This window comes from Caulobacter rhizosphaerae (genome assembly GCF_010977555.1).
GTDB lineage: Bacteria > Pseudomonadota > Alphaproteobacteria > Caulobacterales > Caulobacteraceae > Caulobacter > Caulobacter rhizosphaerae.
The window spans coordinates 127,100-150,133 of sequence record NZ_CP048815.1 but is presented as its reverse complement, the minus strand read 5'-3'; the positions used below and the strand labels follow the sequence as shown (position 1 = coordinate 150,133).

Genomic DNA, 23,034 nt, shown 5'->3' with positions numbered 1-23,034 from the left:
GACCAACGACAATGGAAAACTTCAAGATCGAGGTCGACGGCGACGGCATCGCCCTGGTCACCTTCGACGTGCCCGGCCGCTCGATGAACACCCTGACCGCCTCGGTGATCCGCGAGATCGGTGAAGTGGTCGAGACCCTCAAGTCCGACGCCGCCATCAAGGGCGCGGTGATCACCTCGGGCAAGACCACCGGCTTCTGCGCCGGCGCCGACCTGGGCGAACTGGGCGGGGCCGAGGGCGGCTTCGGTTCGGGCGACCTGAAGGCGGCGTTCGAGGCCGGCTTCGCCCTGAACAAGGCCTTCCGCGCGCTCGAGACCGGCGGCAAGCCGGTCGCCGCCGCGATCAACGGCCTGGCGATGGGCGGCGGCCTGGAAATGACCCTGGCCTGCCACTACCGCGTGGTCGCCGACAACCCGAAGATCCAGCTGTCCCTGCCGGAGGCCAAGGTCGGCCTGCTGCCGGGCGGCGGCGGCACCCAGCGCCTGACCCGCCTGATGGGCGTGATGGCCGCCGCCCCCTTCCTGCTGGAGGGCAAGTCGATGAAGCCGGCCGAAGCCCTGGGCTTCAAGGTCGTGCATGAGGTGGTTCCCGCCGACCAGGTGGTCGAGGCGGCCAAGACCTGGGTCAAGACCAAGGGCGACGCGGTCGCGCCATGGGACAAAAAGGACTTCAAGATTCCCGGTGGCGGGCCCTACACGGCCAGCGGCAGCCAGGTATTCATCATGGGCAACGCCATGCTGCGCAAGCAGACCTACGGCAACTATCCCGCCCAGCTGAACATCATGAAGGCGGTCTACGAGGGCCTGCAGGTGCCGTTCGACGCGGCGATCCGCATCGAGACCCGCTACTTCCTCAAGACCCTGATGTCGCCCCAGGCCAAGGGGATGATCCGCACCCTGTTCCTGTCTCTCCAAGAGCTGGGCAAGGGCTCGGGCCGGCCGGCCGGCGTGCCGCACTACGACGTCAAGAAAGTGGCCGTTCTGGGCGCCGGCATGATGGGCGCGGGCATCGCCTACGTCCAGGCGATGGCCGGCATCGAGACGGTGCTGATCGACCAGACCCAGGAAGCCGCCGACAAGGGCAAGGGCTACGCCGAGGGCCTGGTCAAGAAGGCCGTTTCGCGAGGAAAGATGACCCAGGAGAAGGGCGAGGCCATCCTCGCCCTGATCCACCCCACCGCCGACTACGCCAGCGTCAAGGGCAGCGACCTGGTGGTCGAGGCCGTGTTCGAAAACCGCGACGTCAAGGCCGAGGTGACCCGGAAGGCCGAGGCCCAACTGGCCGACACCGCGATCTTCGGCTCCAACACCTCGACCCTGCCGATCACCGGCTTGGCCAAGGCCTCGGTGCGTCCCGCGTCGTTCATCGGCATCCACTTCTTCTCGCCGGTCGACAAGATGGGCCTGGTCGAGCTGATCATGGGCGAGGAGACCTCCCAGGAGGCCCTGGCCAAGTCGATCGACTACGTCCTGAAGATCAAGAAGACCCCGATCGTCGTCAACGACAGCCGCGGCTTCTACACCAGCCGCTGCTTCGGCACCTTCGTGCAGGAAGGCATGGAACTGCTGTCCGACGGCTACGCCCCGGCCATCATCGACAATGTCGGCCGGGCCACCGGCATGCCACGTGGTCCGCTGGAGATGCACGACGACGTCGCGCTGGACCTCTCCTACAAGATCGCCCAGCAGACCAAGAAGGACCTGGGCGACAAGTACGAGGAGCGTCCCTTCACCACGATCATCGAGAAGATGGTCGAGGGCGAGGGCCGCTATGGCCGCAAGAACGGCAAGGGCTTCTACGACTATCCGGAAAACGGTCCCAAGGTTCTGTGGAAAGGCCTGTCCGACCTGGCGCCGGTCAGGATCGCCGAGGTCGACAAGGTCGGCATCGAGGAGATCCGCACCCGGCTCCTCTATCGCCAGGCCGTGGAAGCCGCCCGCTGCTTCGAGGAGGGCGTGATCACCGATCCGCGCGAGGCCGATGTCGGCGCCATCCTGGGCTGGGGCTTCGCGCCCTGGACGGGCGGCCCGATCAGCCTGATCGACGGCCTGGGCGCAGCCGAATTTGTTAAGGCCTGCGACGCTTTGGCGCAGAAGCACGGCGCGCGTTTCTCGCCGCCACAATTGCTGCGCGACATGGCCGCCAAGGGCGAGACTTTCTACGGCCGGTTCGGGGCCAAGGAGCGCGCGGCAGCCTAAGCCGCTCGTCGATTTCTTACTCTGTAAAGGGCTCGCCGATTAAGGCGAGCCCTTTTTATTTGGATCTACGCCAGGAGTGATGTTCCGGATCCGCCCACCCCGGTCCACAGCCGCCCAATAGGCTCAGCAACTTTATCTCATGATACTGAAGATATTCTCATAATGCATAAGTGTATAACAATTGAGAATTCATAGGACGACCCCGTCAGGGTTTATTTCCTTCAATGCCCTCGCAGCGACCTGTCGCCAGGCGACTCCTCGGGCGCGCGCTCGCTTCTCCAGGATACGCCTCCTGACGCCGCCTTCGAACACAGGCGCCGCGGCAGCTCGTCTGGTTCAGCAGTACGCAATCCAATCCTCGGCGGTCGGGGCTCCAGGATCAGGTTTGCTGCGGCGCCAAAGATGGGTGTTTTAGTCTGTGACGAACCTGGCCGCATGTAACGCCAGGCGGCCCCTTGACTGCGGTGTCTTCCTGGAACGCCCCCTCTAAAGAACAGACGGCGCAACAAGAAAAGACTTGGGGTCGAAAAAATCTTGTCGATCTCAGACACCATCGCTGATTGTATTTTTAAGTAACGTGGGACGTTATGTCGCACTCGTCTCTGGTAAATCGTCGTTATGGCAAAATGCCTATTTTTTATACTTGAGCCTACATTATCCAAATAGCTCCACTGTACCACTCGTTAACCGATGAATGTTGATCTCTCCTCGCCACGGAGAGACACATGACTCGCTACTTCACAGCCAAGGGCGTCGAACTTTTCCTTTCGGCGGCGCCGAACAACTGGCCGGCCCAGAGTTCGGCCAAGGAAACTCAGGTAGGGACCGCCAACAACGACGTGTTCCAAGGCTCGGGCGGCGATACGCTGATCGGCGGCGCGGGCGACGACACCTACTACCTGTGGGACAGAACCTCGGTCGCGGTTGAGTACGCCAATCAAGGCATCGACACGGTCGACGCCCGGTTCTGGGGCGCGGCTACTCTGTCGGCCAACGTCGAAAACCTGCTGCTGAACTCAGCCGGCTCGACCGCAGGGACCGGCAACGCCCTCAATAACATCATCGTAGCAGGAACCGTCGGCGCGACCCTGAACGGCCTGGCCGGCGACGACGTGCTGGTTGGCGGCGCGCATGGCGACCTGTTCAAGGTCGCGGCCGGCAACGGCTCCGACGCCATCATGAACTTCAAGCCCGGCAGCGACGTCATCCAGCTGAGCGGCTACGGCGTCACCAGCTTCGCCCAGCTGAAGACCCTGGCCACCCAGAGCGGCGCTGACGTCAAGCTCAGCTTCACCAACGGCGAGAGCCTGGTCATCCGCGATATGGCGCTCTCCAGCCTGACCGCCTACGATTTTGGTCTGAAGGCCGACCCCGCCGCCATTCCCGCCGGCTATTCCCAGCTGACGGGTCCTGGCGCGGCCTGGACGGCCCATGGCTGGTACGTGCTCAACAACGTCTGGAACCCAGGCTCCCTCGTCTACGGTACCGACTACGCCGTCGACAGCGTCTACAGCGCCTCGGACATGACGGCCAAGACGACCTTCAATTGGTCGTTCCCAGTGACCACCGACTCGGCGCACACGATCCGCGCCTACCCCGAGGTGATCTTCGGTCCTGCCCCGATGAGCGGCGGCCACAAGGCCTCGGACATCACCACGGTCCTACCCGCTCAGGTCAGCAGCCTGACCGCGCTGACCGCCGACTACGACGTCAGCTACAAAGGCAACACCGGCGGCTTCAACGTCTCGTTCGACATCTGGCTGACCGACACCCCCAACGGCGGCGCCGACACCGTCACGACCGAGGTCATGGTCTGGGTGCACAAGGGCGACTTCGACGCCTTCGGCACGCAGGTGGGGACCTATTCCAACGGTTCGGTCACCGGCAAGATCTACGCCAACACCACCGGCGACTGGACCTACACCGCCGTCGTCCTCGACCAGGACACGCCCAAGGGCCAGATCGACATCGCCGGGATCCTGACCACGCTCAAAGGCCTGAATCTCGTCTCCTCAAACGACTATGTCGCCTCGGTGGAGCTGGGATCTGAAGTCGTATCGGGCGCTGGTTCGCTGACCATCAACAACCTCGACCTGAACGTCCAGACCCGAGGCGCCGACGGCCTCTTGACCACCATGCACGTGGAAGGGTCCAACGTGACCACCACCACCTCGCAGCCGACCACCGAGCAACCTGCGGAACAACCCGCGGAGCAACCCCAGCCGCTGCCCGACACCTCGGGCGACGATAGCGTCGTCTACGACGGGACGACCTTGACGGTCCAAGGGGGCGACGGCCACGACACCCTGGTGCTGCATGTCGCCGCCACGGTGGATCTGTCCGCCACGGCCGACCAGATGGTCGGCGGCGCGGTCGTCACGGGCTTCGAAGACGTCGACGCCTCGGCCGCGACGGGAGCAGTCTCGCTCACCGGCTCGGTCGACGACAACCGCCTGACCGGCGGCGCCTATGCCGACACCCTGTTCGGCGGCGACGGGGCCGATACGCTGAGCGGCCGCTCGGGCAATGACACTCTCGACGGCGGTAATGGCAACGACTTCCTCGACGGCGGCGCGGGCGTGGACAAGATTCTCGGCCAGGCCGGTGACGACAAGATCGTCTATGACGCTGCCGACTCGTTGATCAACGGCGGTTCGGGACGCGACACGCTGATCCTCAAGGTCGGCGCGACAGTCGACCTGAGCACCTTTACGACGAACCAGGTCGTCAGTGGTTCGGCCTATGTCTCCGGCTTCGAGAATCTCGACGCCACGGCGGCCAGCGCGGGCGTCACGGCGACCGGCTCGGAATTCGCCAACACCCTGGTCGGAAGCGCCTTCGCCGACAAGCTAGCGGGTGGAGCCGCTTCGGACATCCTGACCGGTGGCGCCGGCGCGGACCTGTTCGTCTTCGGTCCGTACAAGGCCGGCGACGTCGACAAGATCACCGACTTCTCGACCAGCCAGGGCGATCGCATGGACCTGTCCGCTATCGACGCCGTCGCGGGAGGCGTGGACGATCCCTTCGCCTTCATCGGTCAGGAGGCTTTCCATCATGTCGCCGGCGAACTTCGCTACGGCGTGGTCACGGGCGGCGTCGTGGTCCAGGCCGACGTCAATGGCGATGGCCTCACCGACTTCTCGATCCAGCTTTCGGTGACCTCGCTGCACAGCACCGACTTCATCCTGTAGCGGCTCGCGCGACCGCTCAGGCAAGCTCCATGAAACCGCCGGGTGCGCAGCCCGGCGGTTCTTTCGTTCAGAACAGCCTCTTCGTCTGTCGAGCGCACCGTCACCCACCTATCTGCCGGGCGCAGTCTGGTCTTACGAACGGGCCAGCAAGTCTGCAAAAGGCGATCGTGTCACGTGGGGACGCCTTCTAAGGTTAGCTCCAAGAATCCCGGCCTGAGGGCAATAGACTTCGGCCCAGGCCCGAGCGAAACATCCTTAATGACTTTTAAACCCTATATCTACGCCCACCGTTAAGCTCAATGTGGGAAATCAAGGAACCTTGAACACTGACCGGTTTGACCGGATCGCAGTACGGATGACGAAGATGACGACGATCACCTCGGGTCGTGACCTGGTCGCGATGTCGCCGCCGCCGAAAGCCCGGGTGAACTGGAGCCGGATCGGCTTCCTTGCGCTCAACCTCGCCGCCTGGGCCGGCATCGTCGCCGGCGTCCGGCTGCTCGGCTAAGCGCGGCCGAGAACGCACGAACGGCCCTCGCCGCTGTGCGAACCTCTAATTCAGGAGCCAGCCTTCGGGGGTTACCAGGGCTGGATCGCCTGATCCTCGACTGACACTGCCTGCCAGAGCCTTCGCCAACCGTTCAAGGCGATTAGCCGACGTCGCCGAACGTGCGCCCAGGCCGCGCGTTGCAACGGACAGCGTCCGTTCAGGGACAAGACCGCCCAAGACGCATTCGTTTCAAGCTCGACTTCTCGCGGCCATGGTCCCGCCGCACCGCGTCGCTAGGGCTTGATCGGGTGAGAGCAAGCCTATCCTTGACGAACCCCGCTACCGACCCAGCTGGACCGACCTTGTCGCCCGGTATCGTCCCAGGGGGCGTCAGGGAGACCGCATGCCCGTGAAAAGGCCGTCTCGTCGGGGACCGCGACGCCGTCTGGCGATCGGCGCGGCCTCGTTGGCCTTTCATGGCCTGCTGGGATGGGCGCTGCTCAAGGCCATACCGGCGCCGCCCGTCGTGATCGAACCGCGAAGCGTGGTGGTCGAGCTCTTCACGCCCGACAGATCCCATACGGCGAGGCGCCCGGCTGCGTCCCACGCCCAGTCCTTGCCGCTGCATGTGCCGACGCCGCGCCCGGTCCCACCGCCGTCCGTATCGCCGATCACGCCTTCGCCCCAAGCCCTCGCCCCCAGCGCGCCGGGAACCATCGTCGCCCCGCCCGGCTTCACCGCCCGGGGCGCCCTGACCGGCGGCGGCGAGGCCCTGCGTCAAGCCACGCGCCAGAGCGGGTGTACGGAGGCCGACGTCGTCAAGCTGACCAAGGCCGAGCGCGACGCTTGCGCCGAAGCCTTGGGGGCCAAGCACAAGAACGGTCCAGCGCTATATGCGGCGATCGACCCGGACAAGAAGGCCGCCTTCGACGGCGACTGCAAGAAGGATGACGACTGGTGCCTCTATCGCACCGGCAAAGGTCCGTATCCCGGGCTGTTCGCCCTGGGCAGGAAGAAGAAGGTCAAGGGCTGGGATTGATCCGCCGGTCGAGCGCTCGACATAAGAGCGCGGATCGAACACGGGGAAGGTGGTGCCGCTTACAGGACTCGAACCTGTGACCCCCTCATTACGAATGAGGTGCTCTACCAGCTGAGCTAAAGCGGCGCGCTTCGTCTCCGGAAGCCCGTGATACGGACACAGGAGACACTGGTGTTCCAGGCGCCAAATCACCGACCCAGCGCGAGGAGGGGCCTATTTAGCGGCGCGCGGGCCGCTTGCCAAGCGTCGGCGTGAACCGGCGTTGCGGCGAGGCGCCGGACTGCCCGTTTCAGGCTCTGCTGGCGGGGCCGCGTCAAAGCCGCCGGGTCCGATTCCTGGATCGTCCGGAATAGGCATCAGGGCGCCGCCCGCCTCGGCCGCCCGGACGAACGGGGTCGATTCGGCATAGGCCGAAGGCAACTGCGGCAGCTCGCTCATCGTGCGCTCCCCGCGCTCGAAGCGTGGATGGATCAACTCGCCGGTCTCGACATAGCTGACGGTCAGCCGCGCCCAGTCCTCCCTGGCGTAGGCGAAAGCGCGCCCCTCGGGATCGAGATCCGACCAGTCGGGCTCCTGCGGCGCGGCCACGCCCCGAGCGACCCAGGCCCGGGCCTCGTCGGCCTCGCCGTTGGCGTAGGCGACTCTGGCCATCAGGCCGGCTACCCGGGCGGTCAGGGCTTCCTCGGGAAGCAGCCGAGCCGCGGCTCGCGCCGCAATCGGATCGCCGCCGATCAACGCGCTCTCCACCTTCAGCAGTCGACTTTCCCGGGCCTCGGGCTTCAGGTTCGCCAGAGCGGCCAGGCGAACCGCCCGCAGCTTGGGAGTCTCGCTGGTCTTGAGATCGCGATAGGCCAGCCAAAGCGCCGGGTGCGGCGCCCGCTTCCAGGCGGCCTCGATCAATGCCCCGGCCTTGGCCGTCTTGCCGTCGGCGGCCAGCAGGCGCGCGGCCATCACCACGCCCGGGGCGAACTCGGGCTTGAGCTTGGCGGCCTGGGTCGCGAAGTCCAGCGCCTGGGCCAGGATCTTGGGATCGTCGGAATCCTCCACGCCGGCGGCCGAGGCGGCCAGCAGGGCGGCCCTGGCCCGTTCGGCGATCAGCGGCGGCACGATCTTGCGCTCCAGAGCCCCCTGAACCAAGGCTAGAGCCGCCTGCCAGTCGCCAGCCTCCAGCCGCGCTTCGAGCAGGGCGCGCCAGGCCCAGCGGGCGGTGCGGGCCAGACCATAGGCCGTTTCAGCGTGCCGCAGGGCCAGGGTCTTGTCCCCCTCGGCCACGGCGGTCTGCATCAGGCCCCGCAAGCCCGCCAAGCGCATTTCCGGAAAGCCCAGCATGGCGTTGTAGGCCTGGCGAGCCGCGACATGGTCGCCGGCGGCCTCGGCGGCCTGAGCGGCCAGGACTCGGACCAGGGCCGGAGCGTCCTCGGCCAGTTCGGAGGCCTTCTGGGCCAGGCGCCGGGCTTCGGAGCCGTCACCGGCGGCCGCGGCCAGGAAGCCCCGCGACAGGGCTTCGACACCTTGCTTGCGCTTGGCCTCGATCCGCGCCCTCGCGGCGCGACGCGGCGCCTCGACCACCCACAGCAGGCCGCGCCACAGGATGGTGGCCAGAAGAGCGGTGAACAAAGTCAGCAGGGCGGCGGCGGCGGCCGTCATCTCGACCCGCCATCCCATCCAATCAAGGCTGGCCGCGCCGGGCTCGCCGGTCAGGGCGACCACCGCCACGGCCAGGGCGGCGACCAGGAAGAAGATGATCGCCGCGCGGATCACGGGACCACCGGTTGGGCGGGACCGGCAGGCGCCGGCGCGCTCGGTTGGGGATGGGTCACCTGGATCAGTCCCGCCAGGGCGTCGGCGCGGATGGCGGCGATGTGACGGTCGATCTCGACCCGACGCTCGGCCGCGCCGCGCCAGGGGGCCAGGACGGCCTGGGCGGGTGGCGGCAAGGTCTCGACCGCCGCCAGCGCCCCTTCGATATCGCCTTCGTTCAACAGTTTCTGCGCCCGCCCCAGCACCGCGTCGGGGGTGGAGCCCTGGGTCGAGCCAACCTGGCGGATCGACACGATGCTGGACAGGGTGTGCCGCAGGCGCGCCAGGAAGTCGGCGTTGCGGCCGGGATCCCGGGCGGCGACCGCGGCGCGCCCGGCCAGGGTCTCGAACTCGTCGGCCAGGCCCGCACGGGTGGGCGCGCCGTCCTGTGCAAGGCGCGCCAGGGCCCGCAGGTCTGGCGACAGGGGCAGCACCCGCTCCAGGCTGGCCAGCTCCTCGGCGAACGGTCTCGCCGTACGGGCGGCGTCGGCCAGGGTGGCGGCGGCCAGGGCGACGCCGGCGGCGTCCAGGGCCCGCTGCTGGCCGGTCTCCAGAACCGCGACACGGCCTTCCAACCGGGCCACGTCATCGGACCCCGAGGGCGAGACGACGGCGGCGCTGGGCGGCCCGTAGAGCGGCCGGTCAGCCACCGAGGGCGACGGGGGCGGATCGCCGGCGGGCTGGTGAATCTCGGGCGGCGTCTTGGCGCGGGAGAACCAGGTTGGACCGAATCGCGCCAGGGCCGCGCCGGCCGCCACGCAGACGATCCCAAAGGCGATCAGCGCCCAGAAGCCCGGCCCCAGCAGGCGGCGACGGCCGTACAGCGCCGGGTCGCGCGGCGCGTCGGAGTCAACGGGATCGGGAGCGAGCGTCATGCGCCATTCGTGCCCCACACGGCCGCGCCGCGCAATGTTCAGCTAGAGCGTGAGCAGCGCCAGCAGCGCGGTTTCATCCGGGTGCGGCGCGGACGTCACGCCCCCCAGCCCCCCGGCCTGCAACAGCCCTTCAAGCGGTCGCGCCACGGCCGCCGACAGGCACAAGGCCCGCAACGCCGGCGCGGGACGTTCCGCAAGACAGCACGACAGCGCCCGCGCCGCGCGCGGCGAATGCAGCAGCACCGCCTCCAGCTGATCGAGCCCGGACAGGGTGGAAGACGAGGGATCGCGCTCGACCGCCTCATAGACCGCCAATCGCCGGGCGTTCAGCCCCGTGGAAACCAGGGGCGTGACCAGGTCGCCCGCCGGCTCCAGCGCCGACGGATGCAGCACCGCGCCATCCAACCGCCCTGCGTGGTCCAGGATCAGGGCCGTCAGGGCTTCGACGTCGCCCGCGGCCGAGGTGACGGACGAGAACCCCGCCTCGCGCGCCGCCCGCGCGGTCCGGTCGCCGACCGCAAACACCGGCCGATCCCGGCCGGCGTCGAGGCGGGCGAAGGCGGCGACGCCGTTGACGCTGGTGAAGGCCAGGGCCGCGACGCCGGCCAGGTCGACGGGTGGAGAAAGATCGCGGACTTCCAGCAACGGATCGATCAGCGGCGCCAGACCCATGGCCTCCAGGCGGGCGGCGGTGCCCTCCGCGCCCGGCAAGGCCCGGGTGACCCAGATCCGCCGCGCGCCGACCGTCATCGCCTAGTCCGTCAGGATCAGGGCCGGACCGCCCTCGGCGCGGACGGCGCCGCCGAGCTCCAGTCCCAGGCCCCGGGCCTCGTCGGCGGCGTTCGGGCTGGACAGGGTGACCGAGCCCTCGCGGCGGAAGCGCTGGGCGCCGTCGGGAGTCAGGGCCTCGACGATCATCGTCAGCGCCAGGCCGTCCAGCCGGGCATGGGCGCCGACCGCCGTGCGGCACGAACCCTCCAGGGCATAGAGCGCGCCCCTTTCGGCGGCGACCGCCAGGGTGGTCGCCTGGCAGCGCACGGACTGCAGCCAGGGCAGATCGACGTCCTCGGCGCGGGTCTCGATGACCAGGGCGCCTTGGCCCGGCGCCGGCGGCGCGGCCAGCGGGTCGAGCCAGCTACAGGTCAGGTGGCCCAGGCCCAGGCGATTGAGGCCCGACTGGGCCAGCAGGATGGCGTCGGCCTCGCCGCGCTCCAGCTTGGCCAGGCGCGTGTCGACATTGCCGCGCAGCATGACGATCTCGAGATCGGGACGCACGTGCAGCGCCTGGGCCTGCCGGCGTAGCGAGGCCGTGCCCAGCCGCGCCCCGTGCGGCAGATCCTCCAGGCGCTCGGCCAAATGGCTGATGAAGGCGTCGCGCGGATCCTCGCGCTCGGGCGTCGCCGCCAGCACCAGGCCGGGCGGCAATTCGGCGGGCATGTCCTTGAGGGAATGCACCGCGCAGTCGATGCGGCCGTCCAGCAGGGCCTCCTCGATCTCCTTGGTGAACAGCCCCTTGCCGCCGATCTCCATCAGCCGGCGATCCTGGATGCGGTCGCCGCTGGTGACGATCGGGACCAACTGGGCGAAGGCGTCGAGATCGTCGCCGGGCGTCCAGCCGAGCGCGGCCGCGATGCGGGCCTGCATCAGGCCGGACTGGGCCAGCGACAGCTTCGAGCCGCGGGCGCCGATGCGGATGGGTTGCCGGGACACGGTGGGGGCGTTACCTGCAGAGCGAATAAGAGCCTTCGCTGCTACAGGAGCGGCGGGACCCCGGCAACCGAATGACGCCCCTTACGGAATCGACGCTCACCATCCTCGGCCTGGAGACCAGCTGCGACGAGACCGCCGCGTCCGTCGTGCGCCGGGCTGCGGACGGCCGTGTCGAGGTGCTGTCGTCTATCGTCGGCACGCAGTTCGAGCAGCACGCCCCGTTCGGCGGCGTGGTGCCGGAGATCGCCGCCCGCGCCCATGTGGAAGCCATCGACGCCGTCGCCGCCGAAGCCATGCGCGCGGCGAATATCGGCTTCGACGCCCTGGACGGGGTGGCCGCCACCGCCGGCCCGGGCCTGGTGGGCGGGGTGATGGTCGGCCTGGCGTTCGGCAAGGCCGTGGCCCTGGCCCGCGACCTGCCGCTGGTGGCTGTCAACCACCTGGAGGGTCACGCGGTGTCGGCTCGGTTGGGGGCGTCGATCGATTATCCCTTCCTGCTGCTGCTGGTGTCGGGCGGTCACTGCCAACTGCTGGAGGTGGCCGGGGTGGGGGCCTGCACCCGGCTGGGCACCACGATCGACGACGCGGCCGGCGAGGCCTTCGACAAGATCGCCAAGAGCCTGGGCCTGCCCTATCCCGGCGGTCCGGCCTTGGAAAAACTGGCGGCGTCCGGCGACCCGACGAAGTTCGACCTGCCGCGCGCGCTGCTAGGCCGCAAGGACTGCGACTTCTCGTTCTCGGGCCTGAAGACCGCCGCCGCCCGGCTGGCCGAGAAGATTACTGACGACCCGCAGCGCGCCGACTTGGCCGCCGCCGTACAGTTCGCCATCGCCCGCCAGCTGTCCGAACGCACGGATCGGGCCATGAAGCTGTATGCCGCCGCCCACCCGCGCCAGGACCTGCGCTTCGTGGTGGCCGGAGGCGTGGCGGCCAACAGCGCGGTGCGCGCGGCCCTGCAAAGGAACTGCGCCGACAACGGCTTTTCGTTCGACGCCCCGCCCCTGGCCTATTGCACCGACAACGCCGCCATGATCGCCCTGGCCGGGGCCGAGCGGTTGGCGCTGGGAATTTCCGATGATCTGGACGCCGTGGCGCGTCCGCGTTGGCCCCTGGACGAGGCGGCGGCGTTATCCAATCCGAGCAACAGTTTCGGCCGCAAGGGAGCCAAGGCGTGAACTTCAATCATGCGGGCGTCATCGGCGCAGGCGCCTGGGGCACGGCCCTGGCCCAGGTCGCCGCCCGGGCGGGCCTCCAGGTCACCCTGCAGGCCCGCGAGCCCGAGGTCGTCGCCTCGATCGCCGCCGAGCGCGAGAATGCAATGTTCCTGCCCGGGGTGAAGCTGGAGGACGCCGTCACGGCCGCGCCCGGCCTCGACGCCTTGGCGTCCTGCGACCTGATCCTGGCCGTGCCGCCCGCCCAGCACCTGCGCTCGGCCCTCATGGCGTTGAAGCCGCACCTGAAGGCCGGTGCGCCGGTGGTGCTGTGCTCCAAGGGCGTCGAGCAGGGCACGCTAAAACTGATGAGCGACGTCGCCTTCGAGGTGCTGCCCGACGCGCCGATCGCCGTGCTTTCGGGACCCAGCTTCGCCGGAGAGGTGGCGCGCGGCCTGCCGACCGCGGTCACCTTGGCTTGCGAGGACGAGGACCTGGGCCGCCGCATCGGCGAGGCGATCGCCATCCCGACTTTCCGTCCCTACTGGGCCGCCGACGTGATCGGCGCCGAGGCCGGCGCAGCGGTCAAGAACGTCCTAGCCATCGCTTGCGGCATCTCCGAGGGCAAGGGCCTGGGCCGCAGCGCCCACGCCGCCCTGATCACCCGCGGCTTCGCCGAGCTGACCCGCCTGGCCGTGGCGCTCGGCGGCAAGGCCGAAACCCTGGCTGGCCTATGCGGCCTGGGCGACCTGGTCCTGACCTGCTCAAGCCCCCAATCGCGCAACATGAGCGTCGGCCTGGCCCTGGGGGGCGGCCAGACCCTGGAACAAGCCCTGGCCGGCAAGGTCTCGGTGGCCGAGGGCGTCGCCTCCGCGCCCGCCGTCCGCGCCCTGGCCCGCTCGCTGGGGGTCGAGACCCCGATCTGCGAGGCCGTCGCCGCCATCCTGGCCGGCGAGGTCGATGTCGACAGCGCCATCCTGGGCCTGCTGTCGCGACCTCTGAAGGCCGAGGCCTGACTACGATTGGGGACAGGCGCATGCGCCTGTCCCCGTCCGCATCTTGAAAGGAACCGCCCCATGCCCCTCTACGCCATCATCTGCAAGGACAAGCCCGGCGTGCTCGAAACCCGCCTGGCGACCCGCCCGACCCACCTCGACTACCTGAACAACAGCCCGAACCTGAAACTGGCCGGCGCCCTGCTGGACGACGACGGCAATCCGATCGGATCGATCATCGTGGTCGAAGCCGAGGACAAGGCCGCCGCCCAGGCGCAGGCCGACAACGACCCGTTCACCGCCGCCGGCGTGTTCGAGAGTGTCGAGGTGCACTTCTGGCGACTGGCGATCGGCAGCCTTTGAGCCGAACCGGCCCTTCCAACCCCGCCCGGCCCGCCGCCGGCGCGATCCTGTGCGCGCTGGACGAGATCGCCTCGCCCGGCGCGCGGGGCTTCCGCTTTCGGAGGGAGGACGCCGTGTTCGCCGGCTTCGTCGTGCGACGAGGCGACACCGTGGTCGGCTATGTCGACAGCTGCCCGCACGCCGGCTGGCCCCTCGCCGGGCCGAACGGCCGCTTCCTGACCCGCGAGAACGACCTGATCCTCTGCGCCGGGCATGCGGCCCTGTTCAGGATCGAGGACGGCGCGATGGTCGCGGGCCCGTGCCAGGACGTCGCCCTGACGCCATGGCCGGTGCGTATCCAAGGTTCGGACATCGTCGTCGCCTAGAACCTCGTCTTAACCCGTTCGACCTAGGCTTGCGCCCGACACAAACCGGGAAACCGCGCCATGGCCGACGGGTCCACGACCAATTTCGACGCCGAACTGACCGACGCCCAAGACGCCCGCGGCCTGGGAGCCAAGCTGCGTTCGTTCGCCAAGGTCAATCCGCGTTTCGCCCCGGACCTGGCCCGCACGATGCTGGCCAAGCGCGACCACTCGGTGGTCGACGCCTTCAACGCCCACAGTGAAAAGACCGGCTACGAGTTCACCTCGGGCTGGGCCTCGAACAACATCCCGTTCGTCACCCCGCTGCTGCGCGACTTCGCCGGCAAGCGCGGCGATACGAGCATCCGGTACCTCGAGATCGGGGCCTACGAAGGCCGCAACCTGGCGTTCATGGACTGGCTGATGCCGGACCGCCTGGAGGTGACCGTCATCGACCCCTGGTTCGACGAGGCCCTGAACCCGGAAGAGAAGTACCACGCCGTCGAGCCGCGCTTTCACCGCAACATGGCCCGCACCTCGTTCCGGTCGATGACCGCGCGCAAGGGGTTCTCCACCTACGAACTGCCCAAGATGTTGGCGGCCGGCGAGCAGTTCGACCTGATCTATGTCGACGGCAGCCACACGGCCCTGGCCGTGCTGATCGACCTGTGCTTCTGCGCCAGCCTGCTGAGCGTGGGCGGCATGATGGTGCTGGACGACTACTGGCACGACATCAGCGAGATCGGCGGCCCGGGCGTCAAGCAGGCCACCGACCAGTTCTACGGCGCCTTCGGCCGCTATTTCGAGATCACGGCGGTGTACCGCCAAGTGGCCCTGACCAAGATTGCCGAAATCCCGCGGTAGGGTTCCACGATTGGGGGACAGGCGCATGCGCCTGTCCCCATCCGAGGTCTAGATCCGCTTCTCCGCCGAAAAGTCGGCCAGGTCCTCGATCAGCGACCTGGCTGCCTGGGCCACCAGCGCGCCGCCCTTCTCGGGCGTGGCCTGGGCCGGGTCCGAGCCCATGCGGCCGTCCGCGTAGCGGGCCCGGAAGTCCAGCGCCTCGCGGATCGGGCCGGTCGGGGCGATCTTCGGTTCGTAGGCGGCGGTCTTGATGGTGTCCGGATAGGCCCATTGCGTCACCGCGATCTCCGACGGCGTCGCATGGCTGCCATGGCCGACCGGGAACTGCTGGTTGGCCAGGCTCATCACGCCCTTCAGGTCCCACCAGTTCTTCAGCTTCAGGGCGAACGGCGCGCGCTCCTGGCGGAAGCTGTACTCGGCGTAGATCTCGGAGAAAGCCGCCTCGATCGAGGCGACGTTGCCGCCGTGCCCGTTCAGGAAATAGATCTTCTCGAAACCGTGCGCGCCCAGCGATCGCACCCAGTCGCCGATCGCGGCGATGAAGGTCGAGGGCCGCAGGAAGATCGTCCCCGGAAACGCCAGATGGTGCTGAGCCATGCCGACGTTGAAGGTCGGGGCCACCAATACGCTGTCCGACAGTTTCGCGGCCTCGTGCGAGATGATTTCCGGGCATAGCCAGTCGGTGCCCAGCAGCCCCGTGGGGCCATGCTGCTCGTTCGAGCCGATCGGCACGACCACCGTTCTCGACGTCTGCAGATAGGCCTCGATCTCGGACCAGGTCGAAAGGGCGAGCAGCATGGCTGGAAACTCCGCGAGAAATCCTGGGCGGCGTCAGGAAGGGCGCACGCCTACAACTTGGGCACGGCTTTACGCCCATCCTAGGGTCAAGCCGACCCTTTGCGGACAGGAGCACCATCCATGACGCTGCAGCTCGGCGACATCGTTCCGGACTTCACCCAGGCCTCGACCGAGGGCCGGATCCACTTCCACGACTGGGCCCAGGGCGCGTGGGTGGTGCTGTTCTCGCATCCCAAGGACTACACCCCCGTCTGCACCACTGAACTGGGAACCGTGGCCAAGCTGAAGCCCGAATTCGACAAGCGGAACGTCAAGGTGATCGGCCTGTCGGTGGACGGGCTGGAGAACCACGGCGGTTGGGCGGCCGACATCGAGGAAACCCAGGGCGCGAAGTTGAACTTCCCGCTGATCGCCGACACCGACCGCTCGGTGTCCAACCTCTACGGCATGATCCACCCCAACGCCTCGGACACCCTGACCGTGCGCTCGGTGTTCATCATCGACCCCAACAAGAAGCTGCGGCTGTCCCTGACCTATCCGGCCTCGACCGGGCGGAACTTCGACGAGATCCTGCGGGTGATCGACAGCCTGCAACTGACCGACGGCCACAAGGTGGCCACCCCGGCCAACTGGACCCAAGGCGGGGACGTGATCATCGTCCCGTCGGTCGACAACGAGACGGCGAAAACGCTGTTCCCGGGCGGCTGGGAAGAGCAGAAGCCATATCTGCGGGTGATCAAACAGCCGGCCTGATCCGCGAGCCTTGAACGGCGCACGCCAAACGCGTTAGGCGAGGCCTGCGCCGTTCAAAGCCGAGGCTTCCATGACATCGATCCTGCTCGCCCTCCTCCTTGGAGCGGCGACCATGGCGCCAGCGGCCCAGGACCAGGCCGGCAACCGCCTCGAGGCCTTCGCCGCGACGCCGCCGCAAGGCCCCGAAGGTGCGCCGCCGCTGCATTGCACCGCCGACCGCGGCTGGTGCGCGGAGATCAGCCGCGACGTCGACCAGAACACCTCGGCGTTGCACGTGTTCGCCGGAACGCCGACCGGCCAGCCGCCGGCCGCGACCCTGGACCTGGGCAGCGACGACAATGACGACCTGGCGCTGTGGCCGTCGATCGTCCGCACCGCCGGATCCCGGCCCGACGTGATCGTCGGGGTGGAGCGCCATGTCAGCACCAGCTTTTCCGGCGGCGGCGGCGCGGCCACCCAGCTCCAGCTGATCCGGGTGCGGGGCGATCAGGCCAAGCCGGTGCTGAACGCGCCGGTCTTTGGTTCGCTGCTGATCCGCGCCTGTTTCGGTGAACGCGACTTCTGGCTGCGACGCGGCGCCTGCCACGACGAGTATAATTTCGCCGGCGACCTGACGCTGGATCCGACCACCGCCGTGGGTCCGCCGCGCCTGGTGTTCGCGACCAAGGCCACGACCTTCCCCGCCGGCGCCCTGCGGGCCGGGGACGCCGCGCGTGGCCGGCTGCGGGCCCGCGACCTGATCACCGTCCCCGACCCCGCCTGCAGCTACCGGCGGATCTTTGCCTTCGACCCGGCCTCGGACGCCTACGCGCCCGACAGGCCGCTGCCCGAGTGCGAAGCCTATACCGTGCCCTGAACGGACAATCGTTTCGGAGAAATCGCAGTGGTCTTCTTGCGCGGGACATCCCGCCGCGCATAACTCCGCCGCAACGAGATCATGGGAGTACGCGGCGTGAGCGACGGACAGGTTTTTCCGGTTCCCGACGACTGGGCGGGCAAGGCCCATATCGACGCCGCCGGCTACGAGGCCGCCGTGGCCCGGGTCGAGGCCGATCCCGAGGGCTACTGGCGCGACCTGGCCGGCCGGCTGGACTGGATCCAGGCGCCGACCAAGATCAAGGACGTCTCGTTCGCCAAGGACGACTTCCATATCCACTGGTACGCCGACGGCGTGCTGAACGCCTCGGCCAACTGCCTGGACCGCCACCTGCCGCACCGCAAGGACGACGTGGCTCTGGTCTTCGAGGGCGACGAGCCGGGCCATTCCTACACTGTGACCTATGGCGAGCTGCACGAGCAGGTCTGCCGGATGGCCAATGTCCTCAAGGACCTGGGGGCAAAAAAGGGCGACCGGGTCACCATCTACCTGCCGATGATCCCACTGGCGGCCGTGGCCATGCTGGCCTGCGCGCGGATCGGCGCGATCCATTCGGTGGTGTTCGGCGGCTTCTCGCCGGACTCGATCGCCGGCCGCATCCAGGATTGCGAAAGCCGCCTGGTGATCACCGCAGACCAGGGCTGTCGGGGCGGCAAGCGCGTGCCGCTGAAGGCCAATGTCGACAAGGCGCTGGAGCAGTGCCCGCAGGTCGACAAGGTGCTGCTGATCCGGTGGACCGGCGCGGAGGTTCCGGTGGTCGAGGGCCGCGACGTGGTCTGGGACGAGGTCAAGGACGCCGCCTCGGCGACCTGCGCCCCCGAACCGATGAACGCCGAGGACCCGCTGTTCATCCTCTACACCTCCGGCTCGACGGGTAAGCCAAAGGGGGTGATGCACACCACCGGCGGCTACTTGGCCTGGGCCAGCTGGACTCACGAGGCGGTGTTCGACTATCGCCGCGGCGAGGTGTTCTGGTGCACCGCCGACGTCGGCTGGGTGACCGGTCACAGCTATGTCGTCTACGGCCCGCTGGCCAACGGCGGGACCAGCCTGATCTTCGAGGGCGTACCCAACTATCCGACTCCGGCCCGGTTCTGGGAGGTGGTCGACAAGCACAAGGTCGAGATCTTCTACACCGCCCCTACGGCCCTGCGCGCCCTGATGCGCGAGGGCGACGACCACGTGACCAAGAACGACCTGTCGTCCCTGCGCCTGCTGGGCAGCGTCGGCGAGCCGATCAATCCGGAAGCCTGGCTCTGGTACCACCGGGTGGTCGGCAAGGACCGCCTGCCGATCGTCGACACCTGGTGGCAGACCGAGACCGGCGGCATCCTGGTCTCGCCCCTGCCCGGCGCCACCGCCCTGAAGCCCGGTTCGGCCACCAAGCCCCTGCCCGGGGTCAAGCTGCAGCTGGTCGACGCCGACGGCAAGGTCCTGGAGGGCGCCACCGAGGGCAACCTGCTGATCACCGACAGCTGGCCGGGCCAGATGCGCGGCGTCTACGGCGACCACGAGCGGTTCTTCGCCACCTACTTCTCGGCCTATCCGGGCAAGTACTTCACCGGCGACGGCTGCCGGCGCGACGAGGACGGCTATTACTGGATCACCGGCCGGGTCGACGACGTGATCAACGTCTCGGGCCACCGCCTGGGCACCGCCGAGATCGAAAGCGCCCTGGTCGCCCATGACACCGTCGCCGAGGCCGCCGTGGTCGGCTACCCGCACGACATCAAGGGACAGGGCGTCTACGCCTATGTGACGCTGAAGGCGGGGATCGAGGCGACCGACCAGCTGCGCAAGGACCTGATCCTCTGGGTGCGCCAGGAGATCGGCCCGTTCGCTGCGCCGGACGTGCTGCAATGGGCGCCCGGCCTGCCCAAGACCCGCTCGGGCAAGATCATGCGCCGCATCCTGCGCAAGATCGCCGAGAACGAACTGGGCAGCCTGGGCGACACCTCGACCCTGGCCGACCCCTCCGTGGTCGACGACCTAGTGAAGAATCGCGCAGGGGGCTGATGCGCCGCACACCGAAACTCGGCTAGGCTGGGCCCATGCGTGGCCGAGCCCTTGTCGTTGCGTTCGTGATGCTGGCGACCCCCGCGCTCGCCAGACCGCCAGAAGCCAACCCCGATTGGCTACGGCGGATCGAAAGCGGCGACGTCGCCCTGGAGGCCCACGCCGACCCTGGGGGCCGCGGCGGCCAGGTGCGGGCGATGATCGACATCGCCGCGCCGCCGCAGGTGGTCTGGACCACGATCCTCGACTGCGAACGAGCCGCGCGGATGACGCCCAGCGTCAAGCGGTGCACCGTGCTGTCGCGCGACGAAGCCGGCCGGGTGGAGCTGCGGGAACACGTGGTCAAGTGGAGCTTCCTGCTTCCGGCCCTGCACTCGACCTCGCGGCTGACCCTCGAGCCCTACCGGCGTATCGCCTTCCGTTGCGAAACCGGCGACATCAAGGATTGCGAGGGCCAGTGGCTGCTGGAGCCGCTGGACGGCGGACGAACCACCCGCGTCACCTACGAGAACCGCGCCACTGCGCCCTTCGGCCTGCCCAGCGGCGTGACCACCATGGCCATGCGCCGCGACGTCCCCGCCGCCCTGCGAGCCTTGCGCCGCGAAAGCGTGGCGGCGGCGCGATGAGCGGATCACCCGACGGGCTTTGGCTCTTCGACGGGATCTGCAACCTGTGTTCCGGCTCGGTCCGAACGGTGATGGCCCTCGATCGCAAGGGCCTGATCCGCTTCACCCCGATCCAGTCGGCCTATGGACGACAATTGGCCCAGGACCATGGAATCAACCCGGACCAGCCGACCAGCTTCCTGTTCCTCGACTCCGGCCGAGCGCTGGAGAAGAGCGCGGCGATCCTGGCGCTGCTGCGGCGGCTGGGCGCGCCCTGGTCGTGGCTGGCGGTGGTCGACGTCTTGCCGCGCGCGTGGCTGGACGGCGCCTATGATTGGCTGGCCGCCAACCGCTACCGACTGATGGGCAAGCGCGCGACCTGCATGCTGCCGACGCCCGAGCAGCGGGCCCGCTTCATCCTCGATCCGCCGATTTCGTGAGCGACGCCCGCAAGCGCATCGTCCTGGTCGGCGCCAGCGGCGTTTTCGGACAGCGACTGGCGGCGATGATCGCCCGCTGGCCCGACGTCGTGCTGGTGCTGGCGGCCCGCGACCTCGTCCGCCTGGACGCAGTGGCGGCCGAGCTGGCCAAGACTGGGCCGGCCGCGACGATCGAGGTTGCCCAGCTCGATCGCCTGAATCCCGTCGGGCTATGCGCGCTGGGGGCCTGGGCGGTGGTCGACGCGGCCGGGCCGTTCCAGGGTCAGGACCACGCCTTTCCCCGCGCGGTGCTCGCGGCCCGAGCCCACTATGTCGACCTAGCCGACGCCCGCGACTTCGTGGCCGGCTTCGAGGCCGCGCTCGACGGCCAGGCCCGCGTCGACCAGCGCTGGGCGATCACCGGCGCCAGCTCGACCCCCGCCCTCAGCCACGCCGCCCTCGACGCGATGACCGCCGGCTGGACTCGGATCGACCGGATCGAGGCGGCGATCTCGCCGGGCGCGCGAGCGCCGCGCGGCCTCTCGGTGATCCGCGCCATCCTGGCCTGGGCCGGCGCGCCGGTCCGGGTGTTCGCCCAGGGCCATTGGGCGACCCGGCCCGGCTGGAGCGACCCGCGCCGCACGCCTTTCCCGGCCCTCGGCCGCCGCTGGTCCAGCCTGGCCGAGACGCCCGATCTCGACCTGCTGCCCGCCCGCTTCCACGTCCGCCGCGACGCGATCTTCCGCGCCGGGCTGGAGCTTCCGATTCTGCACCTGGGCCTGTGGACGGTGAGCCTGGCTCGACGGGCCCGGTTGATCCCGACCCTGGAGCCGCTGGCCGTGCTGCTGGGCGAAGCGGCGGGCCTTGTGGCGCCGCTGGGCTCGGACCGCGGCGGCATGGTGGTCAGCGCCGAGGGCCTGGACGCCGACGGCGCGCGGCGCCTGGCGCGCTGGAGCCTGTGCGCTGAGGCCGGCGCGGGTCCCCACACCCCGGCCGCCCCGGCGGCGGCCACCCTGCGCGCCCTGCTCGACGGCCGGCTGGGCCAACCCCGCGCCACCCCCTGCGTCGGCCTGGTCGGCCTGGACGCCATCCTGCGTGAACTGGGCGGCCTGCCGATCCGCACCCGGCTGGAAAGCCAGAGCCAGGACACGCCCGGCCTGTTTCCTCGCCTGCTCGGCGACCCGTGGGAGACCCGGCCCGAGGTCGTTCGCCGCGCCCACGCCGGCGTCGATCCCGTCACCCTAACGGGACGGGCCCGCGCTCGCGGCGCGCCCGGCCTGCCCGCCCTGGTCCGCCGCCTGCAGGGCCTGCCGCCCCCCAGCCCGCACGCGACGACGGTGACGATCACGCCGACGGCGGGCGGCGAGCGCTGGGTCCGCCGATTCGGCGAGCGCACCTTCGCCTCGACGATCGCGCCGACCCGCGACGATCCGTGGACGTTCGAGGAAACGGCCGGGGTCCTGACCTTCCGCTTCGCGGTCGCACCCTATCCCGACGGCTTCTCCTGGACCTTCGAGGGTTGGCGGCTGGGCTCGGTCGCCTTGCCCCGCGCCTGGGCGCCGCGCATCCGGGCCCGGACGTTCGGCCTCTCAAGCAGGAATGGGGACGGCGCCTACCGCTTCCGCGTGCTGGTCGCCCATCCCTGGCTGGGCGTGATCTTCGGCTATGCCGGCCGGCTTGATCCGGGCCCGATCACTTGGGGCGGGGCGTGACGGTCAGCTTGTAGGGAACGTACAGCGCCAGTTCGAGCGGCCCGGACTGGTACCAGGACAACGGCAGTTGCAACCCCTCGGCGGCGACCGCATAGTCCGACCCGAAAGTCCCCGCCACTTTGCGAGCGTCCTCCGCCACCAGGGCAAGCACCTCGCCGCGATAGCGTTGCGGGCCGATCAGGGTCAGGTTCCAGTTCTCGGTCGGCAGGATCTCGGTGCGGCCGGCCTTGGCGGTCTTCTCGGCGAAGGCCTTGATGCGGCCGGTGGCGGCGTCGAAGGTGTCGGCCGGCGCCACACGGGTCTTGACCACCAGCAGGGCGACGCTGGTGTCGGGCTTGCCGTCCGGGTGGATCACCGCGTCGAGCATGGTGTCGTCGAAGCGGCCGATCACCTCCTCGCCCTCCAGGCCCAGCTCGATCCCCGCCCCCGGCGCGGCCTTGATCATGTTGCGCAGGGTAGCCTTCAGTTCCTGCTTGCGCTGAGAAAGGTCGCGGGTGTCGCATACCACCCGCACCGTGGTGATCAGGTTGTCGGCCCGCTTGCCGAGCGTCACGAACGGCGTCTTGACCGGATCGTAGTCGGTCATCCGTGCGCCGGTGACCACGACCTCGTCCAACCCTGACTGGCGAGCCTGAGCCGGGACGGAGACGACGGCGAGCGCCGCCAGGGCGCAAGCGACGGGCAGAGACTTCATGCGGCTTCCCCCTTCTGACCATCTTTCCACCAGAAGATGCACGGCCACGCTCGCCGGGCAATGCCCGCGCTTCATGACAAGACGGTAATCTTGGCGCCTTCGGCCCGGGTGCTAGGGTCGCGCCCTCAAGCTTTCGGAGC

Annotated in this window: 21 protein-coding genes and 1 tRNA gene; 15 read left to right on the top strand and 7 right to left on the bottom strand. The window is 68.9% G+C overall.

Going from position 1 to position 23,034, the window contains the following annotated elements; translation table 11 throughout:
• The first annotated feature begins 11 nt into the window (after positions 1-11).
• The 4 genes from G3M57_RS00725 (at position 12) to G3M57_RS00710 (ending at position 6,918) form a co-directional block, all read left to right on the top strand.
• Positions 12-2,198 (top strand): 3-hydroxyacyl-CoA dehydrogenase NAD-binding domain-containing protein, encoded by a 2,187-nt coding sequence (locus G3M57_RS00725; protein WP_163228373.1) that lies wholly within the window; start codon positions 12-14, stop codon positions 2,196-2,198.
• A 725-nt stretch (positions 2,199-2,923) separates the two neighbouring features.
• Positions 2,924-5,389 carry a GH12 family glycosyl hydrolase domain-containing protein gene (locus G3M57_RS00720; protein ID WP_163228372.1) on the top strand — a complete coding sequence of 822 codons (2,466 nt, stop codon included), beginning with the start codon at positions 2,924-2,926 and terminating at the stop codon, positions 5,387-5,389.
• Positions 5,390-5,753: 364 nt separating this feature from the next.
• Complete coding sequence (locus tag G3M57_RS00715) at positions 5,754-5,897, top strand: hypothetical protein (protein WP_156402364.1); 144 nt, start codon at positions 5,754-5,756, stop codon at positions 5,895-5,897.
• Between the two features lie 385 nt (positions 5,898-6,282).
• Complete coding sequence (locus tag G3M57_RS00710) at positions 6,283-6,918, top strand: hypothetical protein (protein ID WP_163228371.1); 636 nt, start codon at positions 6,283-6,285, stop codon at positions 6,916-6,918.
• Positions 6,919-6,968: 50 nt separating this feature from the next.
• Here the strand turns inward: G3M57_RS00710 and G3M57_RS00705 are convergent.
• From G3M57_RS00705 to hemC, 5 genes are all read right to left on the bottom strand, one after another.
• Positions 6,969-7,044, bottom strand: a tRNA-Thr gene (locus G3M57_RS00705).
• 87 nt (positions 7,045-7,131) lie between these two features.
• Entirely contained in the window at positions 7,132-8,679 is a 1,548-nt protein-coding gene (locus tag G3M57_RS00700; protein ID WP_163228370.1) for a heme biosynthesis protein HemY, read from the bottom strand.
• A complete protein-coding gene (locus G3M57_RS00695) occupies positions 8,676-9,593 on the bottom strand; it encodes a COG4223 family protein (protein ID WP_188916173.1) in 918 nt (305 codons plus the stop codon). The genes G3M57_RS00700 and G3M57_RS00695 overlap by 4 nt, the downstream gene beginning before the upstream one ends.
• 42 nt (positions 9,594-9,635) lie before the next feature.
• Positions 9,636-10,343, bottom strand: a complete 708-nt coding sequence (locus G3M57_RS00690; RefSeq protein ID WP_163228368.1) for a uroporphyrinogen-III synthase — start codon at positions 10,341-10,343, stop codon at positions 9,636-9,638.
• A 3-nt stretch (positions 10,344-10,346) separates the two neighbouring features.
• Positions 10,347-11,303 (bottom strand): hydroxymethylbilane synthase, encoded by a 957-nt coding sequence (gene hemC, locus G3M57_RS00685; RefSeq protein WP_163228367.1) that lies wholly within the window; start codon positions 11,301-11,303, stop codon positions 10,347-10,349.
• 71 nt (positions 11,304-11,374) lie between these two features.
• Between hemC and tsaD the strand changes: the two genes are divergently transcribed.
• Genes tsaD through G3M57_RS00660 form a run of 5 tightly spaced genes read left to right on the top strand, consistent with a single transcriptional unit; the run spans position 11,375 to position 15,020 of the window.
• Positions 11,375-12,478, top strand: coding sequence for a tRNA (adenosine(37)-N6)-threonylcarbamoyltransferase complex transferase subunit TsaD (gene tsaD / locus G3M57_RS00680; protein ID WP_163228366.1), 1,104 nt, complete (start codon positions 11,375-11,377; stop codon positions 12,476-12,478).
• Positions 12,475-13,470: an NAD(P)H-dependent glycerol-3-phosphate dehydrogenase gene (locus G3M57_RS00675; RefSeq protein ID WP_056759611.1), complete on the top strand. Its 996-nt coding sequence runs from the start codon at positions 12,475-12,477 to the stop codon at positions 13,468-13,470. The genes tsaD and G3M57_RS00675 overlap by 4 nt, the downstream gene beginning before the upstream one ends.
• 60 nt (positions 13,471-13,530) lie before the next feature.
• On the top strand, positions 13,531-13,812 hold the full coding sequence (locus G3M57_RS00670; RefSeq protein WP_163228365.1) for a YciI family protein: 282 nt from the start codon (positions 13,531-13,533) through the stop codon (positions 13,810-13,812).
• Complete coding sequence (locus G3M57_RS00665) at positions 13,809-14,177, top strand: Rieske (2Fe-2S) protein (RefSeq protein WP_163228364.1); 369 nt, start codon at positions 13,809-13,811, stop codon at positions 14,175-14,177. Before G3M57_RS00670 ends, G3M57_RS00665 begins: the two co-directional genes overlap by 4 nt.
• A gap of 60 nt (positions 14,178-14,237) precedes the next feature.
• On the top strand, positions 14,238-15,020 hold the full coding sequence (locus G3M57_RS00660) for a class I SAM-dependent methyltransferase (protein WP_163228363.1): 783 nt from the start codon (positions 14,238-14,240) through the stop codon (positions 15,018-15,020).
• A gap of 48 nt (positions 15,021-15,068) precedes the next feature.
• Here G3M57_RS00660 and G3M57_RS00655 read toward each other — a convergent pair whose 3' ends face one another.
• Positions 15,069-15,818, bottom strand: coding sequence for a creatininase family protein (locus G3M57_RS00655; protein WP_163228362.1), 750 nt, complete (start codon positions 15,816-15,818; stop codon positions 15,069-15,071).
• A gap of 120 nt (positions 15,819-15,938) precedes the next feature.
• Between G3M57_RS00655 and G3M57_RS00650 the strand changes: the two genes are divergently transcribed.
• The 6 genes from G3M57_RS00650 (at position 15,939) to G3M57_RS00625 (ending at position 22,200) form a co-directional block, all read left to right on the top strand.
• Positions 15,939-16,571, top strand: coding sequence for a peroxiredoxin (locus tag G3M57_RS00650; protein WP_163228361.1), 633 nt, complete (start codon positions 15,939-15,941; stop codon positions 16,569-16,571).
• Between the two features lie 112 nt (positions 16,572-16,683).
• Positions 16,684-17,427 (top strand): hypothetical protein, encoded by a 744-nt coding sequence (locus G3M57_RS00645; protein ID WP_163228360.1) that lies wholly within the window; start codon positions 16,684-16,686, stop codon positions 17,425-17,427.
• An 81-nt stretch (positions 17,428-17,508) separates the two neighbouring features.
• On the top strand, positions 17,509-19,464 hold the full coding sequence (gene acs, locus G3M57_RS00640) for an acetate--CoA ligase (protein ID WP_163228359.1): 1,956 nt from the start codon (positions 17,509-17,511) through the stop codon (positions 19,462-19,464).
• 68 nt (positions 19,465-19,532) lie between these two features.
• On the top strand, positions 19,533-20,090 hold the full coding sequence (locus G3M57_RS00635; protein WP_156402257.1) for an SRPBCC family protein: 558 nt from the start codon (positions 19,533-19,535) through the stop codon (positions 20,088-20,090).
• Positions 20,087-20,509, top strand: a complete 423-nt coding sequence (locus G3M57_RS00630; RefSeq protein WP_163228358.1) for a thiol-disulfide oxidoreductase DCC family protein — start codon at positions 20,087-20,089, stop codon at positions 20,507-20,509. The genes G3M57_RS00635 and G3M57_RS00630 overlap by 4 nt, the downstream gene beginning before the upstream one ends.
• Positions 20,506-22,200 (top strand): DUF4166 domain-containing protein, encoded by a 1,695-nt coding sequence (locus G3M57_RS00625; RefSeq protein WP_163228357.1) that lies wholly within the window; start codon positions 20,506-20,508, stop codon positions 22,198-22,200. Before G3M57_RS00630 ends, G3M57_RS00625 begins: the two co-directional genes overlap by 4 nt.
• Here the strand turns inward: G3M57_RS00625 and G3M57_RS00620 are convergent.
• Positions 22,181-22,894 (bottom strand): hypothetical protein, encoded by a 714-nt coding sequence (locus G3M57_RS00620; protein ID WP_163228356.1) that lies wholly within the window; start codon positions 22,892-22,894, stop codon positions 22,181-22,183. The genes G3M57_RS00625 and G3M57_RS00620 overlap by 20 nt on opposite strands.
• Between the last annotated feature and the right edge of the window lie 140 nt (positions 22,895-23,034).